Below are 13,019 nucleotides of genomic sequence, written 5' to 3'. Positions count from 1 at the left end.
GGAATCCTTATGCTGGGTTTTGGTTAAACGAATTCGAGACGCCGAAGTTAACCACAAAGTGCCGTGGCTACCTACCGCCAGACGCAAATTGTCATGTGACCGATTGTGGTTTAATTGCGCGCTTTTCGCCCGCCCTTGAAGGAAGCCGTTGTTGATGAATCCGCCCGCCACCAAAGTCCTGGTCATTGGTTATGTCTGGCCGGAGCCGCGCTCCTCGGCCGCCGGCGGGCATATGATGCAGATTCTCGAGAGCTTTCTTACGCAAGGTTGGGACATTACGTTCAGCAGCCCGGCCGCGCTCGGCGAACACAAGGCCGACTTGCTCAGCCTGGGCATCGCCGAATGCGCTATCGAACTCAATAACAGCAGTTTCGACGACTTTATCCGCGAGCTGGCGCCGGATATCGTGCTGTTCGACCGCTTCATGATGGAAGAGCAGTTCGGCTGGCGCGTGGAGAAATGCTGCCCCGGCGCCCTGCGGGTGCTGGAAACCTCCGACCTGCAAAGCCTGCGTGACGCGCGTCACCAGCGCCTCAAAAACCTGCTCAAAACTGACAGCGACGATTTCACCGCGCTGTTCGCCCCCGCACTGGAAGAAGAATTCCAGCTGATGGCCGACACCGACCTGGCCAAGCGTGAAATCGCGGCGATCTACCGCTGCGATATCAGCCTGATGATTTCCGATGTGGAAATCCGCCTGCTCACCGAACAGCTCAAGGTGCCCGCCGCCCTGCTCCACTGGTGCCCATTGATGATGGTGCCGCCGACCGAGGCCTTCGCGCCCTTTGAGGACCGCGCGCACTTCCTCAGTATCGGCAACTTCCGCCACGCGCCCAACTGGGACGCGGTGCTGTGGATGAAGAACAGCGTCTGGCCGCTGATCCGCCAGCAATTGCCCGGCGCCCAACTGCATATCTATGGCGCCTACACCCCGCCCAAGGCCACCGCGTTGCACAACCCGGCGCAGGGCTTTCATGTAATGAACTGGGCCGAAGATGCCCTGCAGGTCATGACCGCCGCGCGCATTTGCCTGGCGCCGCTGCGCTTTGGCGCGGGCATCAAGGGCAAGCTGGCGGACGCGATGCTGTGCGGCACGCCGAATATCACCACGCCCATCGGTGCCGAGGCCATGGGCGATGCGCAGCCCTGGCCGGGCGCTATCGAACAGAGCGCCGAGGCATTCGCGGCAGCGGCCGTGGCGCTGTATCAGGACCGCGAACGCTGGACCCAGGCCCAGGAAGACGGGCGCCTGCTGTTGGCTCGCCGTTACGACCAGAACGTCCACGGCCCGGCATTGGTGGCCCGCCTGGAACACTGCCGCAGCCGTCTGGCCGCCCATCGCCGGGACAACTTCACCGGCAGCATGCTGCGCCACCACGCGCATAAAAGTACCCAGTACATGTCCCAGTGGATCGAGGCAAAAAACCGTACGCTATAAACAGCGAGGCTGGCGAGGTTGCACGCGAGGGGGCATTATCCTACGCAGCAACCACAATAAAGCGACGGCAGCATGACCCGAGCAACGCGCATTACCGACCCTTCCTACGAGCTGATGGACGATCACAACGGTCTGTCCATCATCTATCGCCAACACGGCTTCCCGTGCCCCTTGGTGCGCTGGCATTTCCACAAGGAATACGAACTGCACCTGATCGTCGCCAGCTCCGGCAAGGTGTTTATCGGCGACTACATCGGCAACTTCTACCCCGAAAGCCTGTTCCTCACCGGCCCCAACCTGCCCCACAACTGGATCAGCCAGGTCGAGGAAGACGAGGTGGTGCCCAAGCGCGACATGCTGGTGAACTTCACCGATGACCTGTTCGAACAAGGCAGCCATACGTTCGCCGAACTCAAGACCCTGGCACCATTGCTGGAACGTGCGCAATACGGCATCGAATTTCGCTGTAAAAGCACCATCGCCCAGGCCATGGCCCTGATGCAACGCATCGAGGACGCCCAGGGCATGGCGCGCCTGGGGCACTTCTTTATCCTGCTGGAAGTGCTGGCCGCCTGTGAAAACTACCAATTGCTGTCCGGCGCGACCACGCCACAACTGGCTGACGAGCACAGCGTCGACCGCACCAACCGTGCGGTGGACTACATCTTTGCCCACTACGCACGCGAGTTGCCGCTGGAGGAAGTGGCCGACCATCTGGGGATGAAACCGACGTATTTTTCCCGCGTATTCAAGCAGGCCACCGGGCGCACCTTTATCGAGTTCGTCAACCGTTTGCGCATCAGCAAATCCTGCGAGTTGCTGGCTGATGGCGACAAGGCCGTGACCGATGTGTGTTTCGAGTCGGGCTTCAACAATATCTCCAACTTCAATCGGCGCTTTCAGCAGCTCAAGGGCATGACCCCGTCACATTACCGGCGCCTGGCGGTGCAGCGGCTGACGGAGCAGAACCTGGGCTAGACCCTCGCCGCCCTACCCCTCCCGCCTTTCACGTAATCCCCTGCAATGAATCCTGCCAGGTATTCCCAGGAACGTTCGCGCACGCGCGATCCACACATCGACTGCCAGCGTAAGAAAACTCATCAGCCGCTGTCATTCCGAGAACTTCCCAAGGTAGCTGACATGGCCATTGCCCCTCTGAGTCACCCCACCAAGACCGCCATAGTGCATTCGATAGCCGCTCAACCTGCGGCAGCGCTGCCTGCGCGTGATGCGTCAACCGCGCCGGAAACACGGGGGCGTTCACGCCGCGACCTGCCGTTTGTCAGCCTTGAAAACGCCAACAGCGCCAAACAGCTGGTAGAAAACAGCGACAGCGAGATGGCCATCCATTACGCCTTCACGCTGGCGGAAGGTGAAGCCTCACCCCGCAGCGCTGAGACAGACAACTGGAACCCTCCACGTATGTCCACTATTGCCCCTTATTCAACCTTTGGCATGGCCTGGTCAAATTTCGCCCGCGTGTTGAAAGCAGAACCCTTTGCCACGTTTGCCAGAACTCACAACATCGACACGTCAACCCTGCGCTGGAACCCCAACTACGGCGGCACGCTCGAATGTCGGGTTAACGGCAAAATCACCACCTTTGCTGATCACGTCCCAGGCTGGACACAGGCCAGCGCAGACCTGAAAGCCGCCGCGAGTCTGCTTCGCGACCGGTTTACCTACAGCGATGAACACAGCGCGCCAACCAGCTTGGTGGCGTCGTTCTATGGTTCCCCGCCCAATCCCAAAGACCGGCTTTGCGAGATCGGCACCCTGCTGAATACCGGATCGTTCCCCGGTTTGTCCGGCTCCACACAGCCCCACCCTCGCGTCATTCTCGACGACCAGCGACAGACCATACTCGGCGTTGCGAGCCTGCGTGCGAGTGGTCAGATACCCGCCGTCGCGCCGGCCGCAAGCGTAGTAACGCAGGTCAAAGAGGCGGATAAAGCGGCCGCGCGACTGAGTGCAGCAGCGCTGCTGACAACTAGAAACGAAATACGACCTGACAACGCGAGCCCAATGTCGGGCCATGTCATTACCCCGCCCGTGCGTTCCACCCTCGGGCAAACGATCAAGGCCTTCAACCGTGCATTTCAGGCTGAGGCAGTGATGGATTTTGTGCGAACGAAAAACCTCGACCCATCAAACTTGTACATTCGCCTACCTGCGGGCGACCTGGTGGTCCTGGACTCGGTAAACCGCGTATTTCGCACCGTCGCAACGGTCCACGATCAATCCGGATGGGCACAGGTATCAGGCCGGATCAGGGCGCTGGCCAGCGAACTCGGTGAAGGCACCAATGAACTCGTTCAGCATGCCGCTGACGGCTCAATCTCACTCACCATGGCCTTGAACTTCTATGGCGTGCCGTTTACCCCGCGCCCCCTGGCAGAAACGCTCGCCCACGGCGCGATGCTCTACCACCAAGGCTTCCCCGCATTGAACCCGGATACAGCGCTGACTGACGAACGCTCCCGCAAGGTCCAGCAACGCCAACGCGCGGCCATCCAGCGACTCGATACCCCAGGCACGCCGCAACCCCACCCACTGGCCGCGATTGCACAGCGCCAGTTCGCCGCTGAGCCAACCCTGTACAGCGTGATCACCCGGTTGCTCAACGACAAGATAAGCGCCACTCAACAGGCGCTGGACATCGACGTCAACCAGCTCGCCATTGCAGCCCCCGACCCGGACAACCCGGGGCAACTCAAATATACGCAATTGCTGACGCTGGCCCTGGACTACCTGGCCGGCGGCGATGCGCCCAACTTCACCAGCGCCGACCAAGCCTTTGATACTCGCGCTGATGTATTGGCGCGCACAGGCACCCCGGCCAAGGTCCCGCTCGCCCTCGATCTGCCTGCCCTCAGTGCGGCCATACGCGACCTGCCCGCCCAACTGAGCGACGCGTTCGAAGCAGACTCGCGTGAGTATTGGAACAAACCGGCCTTCAACACTTCAGGCAATACTGCTGCTGTCTTCCCCGGTAATCACCGGGCCGTGGTCAGCAGCATTCTGCGCAGCAACCTGCAACTGGCCGCGCTGAAAAAACCCGGCCTGGATGAGGAACAACGTAAAACCCTGGGCATGGTTCTCACGCATCCCGACGGTTCCATGCGCCCTGCCCCTCTTGACTCCATGAGCTCCGGCGCCACCGTCTACAGTTTTCCCGGCGCTTCGCCGAACCTGCTGATTCACCGCGCCTTGTCGCCATCAAATCGTGAGATTCTGCTGCTGGTGGAGCCCAACGGAAAAATCACCCCGTACACCCGCTGGGATGACCTCAAAGCGCTCGGAACCCCTCGGGAAGTAACCGGCAATATGTTCGATGCCCAGGCCGACATCCTCATCCAACAGCATCGGGGCAACAGCCTGTCCGACCTCCCGACAACGATGCCCCTCGACACGGCGAAGCCAATCAAAACCCCGCTGCCCGACTGGCTGGCCACCGCCGGCGAAGCAGAGCGTTTTGTGCTGCAGGCATTGAGCCTTGAGCTGGCGGGTTTCATCCAACGCAACAAAGGCCGGGCCTACAGCGACGGCATCCCCGACATCCGCACGTTTGCGCAGCAGCAATTCGACCAGCTACCGGCCAGCAAAAAGCTCACGCAGTACGCCGCCGAGGATTTGGAGGTGGTCTTCAAAGTCGCCCAGGGCGCGCCGGGTACATCCGGCTATGTCGAGCGCAAAACCATGAGCCTGACCGACATGCTCCTCAACAATCTGTCGGGACTGCCCAATGGTCAGGTAGAAGTTTTTTTCAAGACCGGGCTCAAGGAAAACGGCGTAGAAATAAAAACCAGGGTGCCGGCTCTGGAGCAAGAGCTTTATCTGAAGACACTGGTAGACGAGCTTGATATCGGCACCACCTACCCGGCTTTGCTCAAGAAAGACCTGCTCGGTGCGCCTGAAAAAACCGCCGAACGTCGCGCGCTGTTTACTCAGCAAGTGCCGATCGAGTTGCAGATGAAAGCGCTGGAACTGAGCATCAAGGGTGAGTCCGGTTTCAACGCCACCGGCTTCCGGTACGTCCAGAAGATACTCAAGCCGCAACCCGGCCCCAGGTCCGTTGACGGCAAGGACATCGTGATCCGGCCGCTGGCGTTTGATAACAAGCCCCAAGGCACAATCGATGTGGTCGAAGGCGCCTACCTGATCGAACCCAAGGACAGCAGCACCGGCCCACATATCCTGTATCGCCCACTGATTGCCGAAGCGCCGCTGCTGCAATTTGCTTCGCGCCAGGCGCTGCTGGACGCCATTCAGAACAAGGGCAAACTGCAAAATGACACGCTCGCTTGGCTACCTAAAAACGTTCAAAAGGAGTACAGCGGCAACGGCTTCAAACACCCCAACCTGGTGATATTCGGCGTCAACCTGGGGTCCGTGCCCCTCAATCAGACGATCCCCCTGGCGGTGGACAACCGCCTGCAGCAAACCCTGCAAGACGGTAAACTGATGGAACACCTGTACGAGGCCAATGCCCAGAGCCTGATCACCCTAGCCGAGCACCAATCGACCGCCAGCGCACAAAGCCGTTGGGCGTCCCTCAAGGAGGGGGGGTTCCTGCTGCTCAATGCCCTGCTGCCGGCGCTGCGCGGCCCCGCTGCCACGCTCGGCCTGCTGCTGCAGGCCGAAGGTATCGTCAAGGACCTGCAGACCCTGACTGACGCTGACTCGAAGAATAAAGAGGCAGCCCTGGCAGACCTGTTGACCAACCTCGCCACGCTGTTGCTGCACTTCAAGACGCGCCCATCGCTCAAGTCGCCCACCACACCTTCAACCCGGGCCACAACCGGCGGCAGCCGGTTGGTAGATGGCGTTATTGCGCCCGCCCCGCCGTCGCACACGCAGGTTCGAGTGGCCGCCCCGGTGGAGATCAACCCACGCGGCGCTTCGGCAAAAGTCCCGCGCCTGATGGTCATGAAAGGCACCATGAAGGAGACGAAACTGGTCAAGGACGACCTGTTTACCTTCGTGGACGAATACAAAGGCAAGCCACGCCTGAACATCAACGCCCACGGCCGTGACCTGGGCCTCAGAGAAAAGCTGTCCAGTAGCCCCTCGACGATCATCTATGAAGGCGCCGAACATAGCGCCGCACAACTGCATGCCGATCTACTGGCGAAGGGCATTGACCCGGCCACCTTCGCCAACACGCGATTACTGGTGTGTTACTCCGCCAATGGCAGCGAAAACTCGTTTGCCGCCGACTTCCAACGGTTGATCAACAAACCCGTCAAGGCCTTCATGGGCACGGTTACCGTTACCCCAAGCCCGGAACTGGTGACCGCCGAGTTTGACCGCAGCACTGAACAATATGGCAAGGTCCAGGGGCCGCTGCTGCTGAGCGAAACCTACGCGGTTCACGATAACGTCGACATTCTAAAGAACCGCAGTGACATCTCCATGCTGAACAACCCCATCGAATACTTTCTGTTCACCTACTTTCCCGTTTACCACCCACCCCGCACGAACGCCATGGCCGGCTAGAGGCTTAAACGGTACCCAAGCGCCACCGCGTTACCCGTATCCGTTCCCGTGGACCGTGCGGGCAGCGCGCCGCTGGGCCAGTGCAAATAAGTATCAGTCCCAGTGCGCCCAAGGATTTGTCAGAACCCCATTTGAAGGCTGTAATCAACGCACACTCTTCCTGACTGTTCGTAGGAAGACACAACAACAATAACTGTCCTTCTGTAGCCCCCTGGGCGCAGAAATGGAGTGCGCGATGAAGTTCACAGCAAAAGCACTGCTTGTCTCAACCTGCATGACCCTCAGCGCCGTCAGCTTTGGCGCGCAGACCCTGACCATTGCCACCGTCAACAACAGCGACATGATCCGCATGCAAAAGCTCTCGAAAACCTTCGAGACCGAGCATCCGGACATCAAGCTGAACTGGGTGGTGCTCGAAGAAAACGTGCTGCGCCAACGCCTCACTACCGACATCGCCACCCAGGGCGGGCAGTTCGACGTGTTGACCATCGGCATGTACGAAGCCGCACTCTGGGGCGCCAAGGGCTGGCTGGAGCCGATGAAGGACCTGCCGGCGTCCTACGACCTCGACGACGTATTCCCTTCGGTGCGTGACGGCCTTTCTGTCAAAGGTTCGCTGTACGCCCTGCCGTTCTACGCCGAAAGCTCGATCACCTATTACCGCACCGACCTGTTCAAGGACGCCGGGCTGACCATGCCCGAGCACCCGACCTGGAGCCAGATCGGCGAATACGCCGCCAAACTCACCGACAAGAGCAAAGAGCAATACGGCCTGTGCCTGCGTGGTAAAGCCGGTTGGGGTGAGAACATGGCGCTGATCACCACCCTCGCCAACGGCTACGGCGCGCGTTGGTTCGATGAGAAGTGGCAGCCTGAATTCAACGGTCCTGAATGGAAGGACGCGCTGAACTTCTACGTCGACAACATGAAAAAATCCGGCCCGCCGGGTGCCTCCAGCAACGGTTTCAACGAAAACCTGGCGCTGTTCAACAGCGGCAAGTGCGCGATCTGGGTCGACGCCAGCGTGGCCGGCTCGTTTGTCACCGACAAGACCCAAAGCAAAGTCGCCGATCATGTCGGCTTCACCTTTGCCCCCCATGAGAAGACCGACAAGGGCACCTCGTGGCTGTACTCCTGGAGCCTGGCGATCCCGACCAGCTCCAAGGCCAAGGACGCCGCCAAAGTGTTCACCAGTTGGGCGACCTCCAAGGAATATGGCGCACTGGTCGCCAAGACCGACGGTGTTGCCAACGTACCGCCAGGTACGCGCAAATCCACCTACAGCGACGAGTACATGAAGGCTGCGCCGTTCGCCAAGGTGACGTTGGAATCGCTGAAAGTCGCGGACCCGACCAAGCCAACCCTCAAGCCGGTGCCGTATATCGGTATCCAACTGGTGACCATTCCTGAGTTCCAGGCGATTGGTACCCAGGTCGGCAAGTTCTTCTCCGGCGCGCTGACCGGTCAGCAAACCGTGGATGCCGCACTGACCGCCGCACAGACCACCACCGAGCGTGAAATGAAGCGGGCCGGTTACCCCAAGTAATCTGAGCCCTCACCACAGTCAAATGTGGGAGGGGGCTTGCCCCCGATAGCAGTGGATCAGCCAACTGATCCATCAACTGACACACCGCTATCGGGGGCAAGCCCCCTCCCACACTAACCGCGTTTGCATGTACCTGACTGGTTCTGATCACCATGAATACAACACCCAAAAACCGCGTGGCCAACCCCGGCTGGTTTCTCGTCAGCCCCTCGGTGGCCTTGCTGCTGCTGTGGATGATCGTGCCGCTGGGCATGACCCTGTACTTTTCACTGATCCGCTACAACCTGCTCTACCCCGGCGAAAACCAATTCGTGGGGCTGGAGAACTTCACCTACTTCATCACCGATTCGGGCTTCCTGCCCGGCGCCACCAATACCCTGTTGCTGGTGGGCAGCGTGCTGCTGATCAGCGTGGTATTTGGCGTGTTGATCAGCGCCCTGCTGGAGGCCAGTGAGTTCTTTGGCCGGGGCCTGGTGCGGGTGCTGTTGATTTCGCCGTTCTTCATCATGCCCACCGTCGGTGCGCTGATCTGGAAGAACCTGATTTTCCACCCGGTGTCGGGGATTCTCGCTGCCGTGTGGAAGTTCTTCGGCGCCGAGCCGGTGGACTGGCTGGCGCACTACCCGTTGCTGTCGATCATCATCATTGTGTCGTGGCAATGGCTGCCCTTCGCCATCCTGCTGCTGATGACCGCCATGCAGTCCCTCGACCAGGAGCAAAAGGAAGCCGCGCGCCTGGACGGTGCCGGCGCCATCGCGATCTTCTGGCACCTGACCCTGCCGCACCTGGCCCGCCCGATTGCCGTGGTGGTGATGATCGAAACGATCTTTTTGCTCTCGGTATTCGCCGAAATCTTCACCACCACCAACGGTGGCCCCGGCTACGCCTCGACCAACCTCGCCTACCTGATCTACAACCAGGCGCTGGTGCAGTTCGACGTGGGCATGGCCTCGGCCGGCGGCTTGATTGCCGTGGTCATCGCCAATATCGCGGCGATCATCCTGGTGCGGATGATCGGCAAAAACCTGACTGACAAGCCTTGAGGGCCGCGCCATGACGCTTCAACAATCCCGTCGCCTGCAAAGCCTGTTGCTCGGCACATTGGCCTGGGCCATCGCGATCCTGATCTTCTTCCCGATCTTCTGGATGGTGCTGACCAGCTTCAAGACCGAAATCGACGCGTTCGCCACGCCGCCGCAGTTCATCTTCACGCCGACGCTGGAGAACTACCTGCACATCAACGAGCGCAGCAACTACTTCAGCTACGCCTGGAACTCGGTGCTGATTTCCTTCAGCGCCACCGCCCTTTGCCTGCTGATTTCGGTGCCGGCCGCCTACTCCATGGCGTTCTACGAAACCCAGCGCACCAAGGGCACGCTGCTGTGGATGCTGTCGACCAAGATGCTGCCACCGGTGGGCGTATTGATGCCGATCTACCTGCTGGCCAAAAGCTTTGGCCTGCTGGATACGCGCATTGCGCTGATCATCATCTACACGCTGATCAACCTGCCGATCGTGGTGTGGATGGTGTACACCTACTTCAAGGACATCCCCAAGGACATCCTCGAAGCCGCGCGCCTGGACGGCGCCACCCTGTGGCAGGAAATGGTCCGCGTGCTGCTGCCCATCGCCAAGGGCGGCCTGGCGTCCACCGTGTTGCTGTCGCTGATCCTGTGCTGGAACGAAGCCTTCTGGTCGCTGAACCTGACCTCCTCGAACGCGGCGCCATTGACCGCGCTGATCGCCTCCTACTCCAGCCCCGAAGGTTTGTTCTGGGCCAAATTGTCGGCCGTGTCGACCCTGGCCTGCGCGCCGATCCTGATCTTCGGCTGGATCAGCCAGAAGCAACTGGTACGCGGTTTGTCCTTCGGCGCCGTTAAATAATAATTCCAAGCGGAGGGCCCATCATGGCCAACCTGAAAATCAAGAATTTGCAAAAAGGCTTCGAAGGTTTCTCGATCATCAAGGGCATCGACCTGGAGGTGAACGACAAGGAATTCGTGGTGTTTGTCGGCCCGTCGGGCTGCGGCAAGTCCACCCTGCTGCGCCTGATCGCCGGGCTGGAAGAAGTCAGCGAAGGCACCATCGAACTGGATGGCCGCGACATCACCGAAGTCACCCCGGCCAAGCGCGACCTGGCCATGGTGTTCCAGACCTATGCGCTGTACCCGCACATGAGCGTGCGCAAGAACATGTCGTTTGCCCTGGATCTGGCCGGTGTCGACAAGAAGCTGGTGGAGAGCAAGGTCAACGAGGCCGCGCGCATCCTCGAGCTGGGCCCGTTGCTGGAGCGCAAGCCCAAGCAGCTCTCCGGCGGCCAGCGCCAGCGTGTGGCCATCGGCCGCGCGATTGTGCGCAACCCGAAGATCTTCCTGTTCGACGAACCGCTGTCCAACCTCGACGCCGCCCTGCGCGTGCAGATGCGCCTGGAGCTGGCGCGCCTGCATAAAGAGCTGCAGGCGACCATGATCTACGTGACCCACGACCAGGTCGAAGCCATGACCCTGGCCGACAAGGTAGTGGTGTTGAACAGTGGCCGTATCGAACAGGTCGGCTCGCCGCTGGAGCTGTACCACCAGCCGGCCAACCTGTTTGTGGCTGGCTTTTTGGGCACGCCGAAAATGGGCTTTCTCAAGGGCAAGGTCACGCGTATTGAAGCGCAAGGCTGCGAAGTGCAACTGGACGCCGGCACCACCATCAACCTGCCACTTAGCGGCCCGACCCTGAGCGTCGGCAGCGCGGTGACCCTGGGGATTCGCCCGGAACACCTGGAAATTGCCTCGCCCGGCCAAACCACCCTGACCGTCACCGCCGACGTCGGCGAGCGCCTGGGCAGCGACACCTTCTGCCACGTCATCACCGCCAATGGCGAGCCGCTGACCATGCGCATCCGTTGCGACATGGCCAGCCAATACGGCGAGACGCTGCACCTGCACCTGGACCCGGCGCATTGCCATCTGTTCGACACCGACGGCGTGGCCGTGGCCCGCCCACTGCGCGCTGCCGCCTGATTTCGCGAGTATTACGTTATGAAGCTGAATAAACACAACCTCACTCAACTGGCGCCGCAAGTGAAAATCCCGGCCTACGCGATTGCCAGCACCACCCAGGGCATCGCGCATATCGGCGTCGGCGGTTTCCACCGCGCGCACCAGGCGTATTACACCGACGCGCTGATGAATAGCGGCGAAGGCCTGGACTGGAGCATCTGCGGCGTCGGCCTGCGCGCCGAGGACCGCAAGGCCCGCGACGACCTGGCCGGCCAGGACTACCTGTTCACCCTGTATGAACTGGGCGACACCGACGACACCGAAGTGCGCGTGATCGGCGCCATCAGCGACATGCTGCTGGCCGAAGACAGCGCCCAGGCGCTGATCGACAAACTCGCCAGCCCTGAGATTCGCATTGTTTCGCTGACCATCACCGAAGGCGGCTACTGCATCGACGACAGCAACGGCGAGTTCATGGCCCACCTGCCGCAGATCCAGCATGACCTGGCGCATCCCGCTTCGCCGAAAACCGTGTTCGGGTTTATCTGCGCCGCGCTGACCAAGCGCCGCGCCGCCGGCGTCCCGGCCTTCACGGTGATGTCCTGCGATAACCTGCCGCACAACGGCGCCGTCACGCGCAAGGCGCTGCTGGCGTTCGCCGCGCTGCACAACGCCGAGCTGCATGACTGGATCAAGGCCAATGTGAGCTTTCCGAATGCCATGGTCGACCGCATCACGCCGATGACCAGCACCGCGCACCGCCTGCAGTTGCACGACGAGCACGGCATCGACGATGCCTGGCCGGTGGTCTGCGAACCCTTTGTGCAATGGGTGCTGGAAGACAAGTTTGTCAACGGGCGCCCGGCCTGGGAAAAGGTCGGCGTGCAGTTCACCGATGACGTGACGCCCTATGAAGAGATGAAAATTGGTTTGCTCAACGGCAGCCATCTGGCGTTGACCTACCTGGGGTTCCTCAAGGGTTACCGGTTTGTCCACGAGACCATGAACGACCCGGTGTTTGTCGCCTATATGCGCGCCTACATGGACCTGGACGTCACGCCCAACCTGGCGCCGGTACCCGGTATCGACCTGACGGACTACAAGCAGACCCTGGTGGATCGCTTCTCCAACCAGGCGATTGCCGACCAGCTGGAGCGCGTGTGCTCGGATGGTTCGTCGAAGTTTCCCAAGTTCACCGTGCCGACCATCAACCGCCTGATTGCCGATGGGCGTGAGACCGAACGTGCGGCGCTGGTAGTGGCGGCGTGGGCGTTGTACCTCAAGGGAGTCGATGAAAATGGCGTGAGCTACAAGATCCCGGATCCGCGTGCGGAGTTTTGCCAGGGGCTGGTGAGCGATGACGCTTTGATCAGCCAGCGCCTGTTGGGCGTGGAAGAGATTTTTGGCACGGCTATTCCCAACTCGCCTGAGTTTGTGGCAGCGTTCGAGCGCTGTTATGCAAGTTTGCGCGACAACGGCGTCACTGAAACACTGAAGCTGTTACTGAAGAAGATGAATTAAAAATGTGGGAGGGGCCTGCCCCCGA

The 13,019-nt window shown here is 60.6% G+C and carries 8 protein-coding genes; all 8 read left to right on the top strand.

Annotated features, from left to right (window positions below):
- Nucleotides 1-154: 154 nt before the first annotated feature.
- Nucleotides 155-1,438, top strand: coding sequence for a glycosyltransferase (locus tag AC0IYH_RS12605; protein ID WP_471834600.1), 1,284 nt, complete (start codon nucleotides 155-157; stop codon nucleotides 1,436-1,438).
- A 72-nt stretch (nucleotides 1,439-1,510) separates the two neighbouring features.
- A complete protein-coding gene (locus AC0IYH_RS12600; RefSeq protein WP_116629897.1) occupies nucleotides 1,511-2,416 on the top strand; it encodes an AraC family transcriptional regulator in 906 nt (301 codons plus the stop codon).
- A 162-nt stretch (nucleotides 2,417-2,578) separates the two neighbouring features.
- Nucleotides 2,579-6,937, top strand: a complete 4,359-nt coding sequence (locus AC0IYH_RS12595) for a hypothetical protein (RefSeq protein ID WP_471834598.1) — start codon at nucleotides 2,579-2,581, stop codon at nucleotides 6,935-6,937.
- 274 nt (nucleotides 6,938-7,211) lie between these two features.
- Nucleotides 7,212-8,483 (top strand): ABC transporter substrate-binding protein, encoded by a 1,272-nt coding sequence (locus AC0IYH_RS12590; RefSeq protein ID WP_471834650.1) that lies wholly within the window; start codon nucleotides 7,212-7,214, stop codon nucleotides 8,481-8,483.
- A gap of 152 nt (nucleotides 8,484-8,635) precedes the next feature.
- A complete protein-coding gene (locus AC0IYH_RS12585; RefSeq protein ID WP_116629901.1) occupies nucleotides 8,636-9,526 on the top strand; it encodes a carbohydrate ABC transporter permease in 891 nt (296 codons plus the stop codon).
- A gap of 10 nt (nucleotides 9,527-9,536) precedes the next feature.
- A complete protein-coding gene (locus AC0IYH_RS12580; RefSeq protein WP_017848429.1) occupies nucleotides 9,537-10,367 on the top strand; it encodes a carbohydrate ABC transporter permease in 831 nt (276 codons plus the stop codon).
- 23 nt (nucleotides 10,368-10,390) lie between these two features.
- Nucleotides 10,391-11,494 (top strand): ABC transporter ATP-binding protein, encoded by a 1,104-nt coding sequence (locus tag AC0IYH_RS12575; protein WP_471834596.1) that lies wholly within the window; start codon nucleotides 10,391-10,393, stop codon nucleotides 11,492-11,494.
- An 18-nt stretch (nucleotides 11,495-11,512) separates the two neighbouring features.
- Nucleotides 11,513-12,994: a mannitol dehydrogenase family protein gene (locus AC0IYH_RS12570; RefSeq protein WP_471834594.1), complete on the top strand. Its 1,482-nt coding sequence runs from the start codon at nucleotides 11,513-11,515 to the stop codon at nucleotides 12,992-12,994.
- Nucleotides 12,995-13,019 lie beyond the last annotated feature (25 nt).

The organism is Pseudomonas sp. AC463 (assembly GCF_979253585.1).
The sequence above is the reverse complement of the archived record's forward strand: the minus strand, read 5'-3'. Positions and strand labels throughout refer to the sequence as shown.

Excerpts from the sequence above, each read along its gene's own strand:
- AC0IYH_RS12605 (WP_471834600.1), top strand. The coding sequence starts at position 155 with ATGAATCCGCCCGCCACCAAAGTCCTGGTCATTGGTTATGTCTGGCCG.
- AC0IYH_RS12600 (WP_116629897.1), top strand. The coding sequence starts at position 1,511 with ATGACCCGAGCAACGCGCATTACCGACCCTTCCTACGAGCTGATGGAC.
- AC0IYH_RS12595 (WP_471834598.1), top strand. The coding sequence starts at position 2,579 with ATGGCCATTGCCCCTCTGAGTCACCCCACCAAGACCGCCATAGTGCAT.
- AC0IYH_RS12590 (WP_471834650.1), top strand. The coding sequence starts at position 7,212 with ATGACCCTCAGCGCCGTCAGCTTTGGCGCGCAGACCCTGACCATTGCC.
- AC0IYH_RS12585 (WP_116629901.1), top strand. The coding sequence starts at position 8,636 with ATGAATACAACACCCAAAAACCGCGTGGCCAACCCCGGCTGGTTTCTC.
- AC0IYH_RS12580 (WP_017848429.1), top strand. The coding sequence starts at position 9,537 with ATGACGCTTCAACAATCCCGTCGCCTGCAAAGCCTGTTGCTCGGCACA.
- AC0IYH_RS12575 (WP_471834596.1), top strand. The coding sequence starts at position 10,391 with ATGGCCAACCTGAAAATCAAGAATTTGCAAAAAGGCTTCGAAGGTTTC.
- AC0IYH_RS12570 (WP_471834594.1), top strand. The coding sequence starts at position 11,513 with ATGAAGCTGAATAAACACAACCTCACTCAACTGGCGCCGCAAGTGAAA.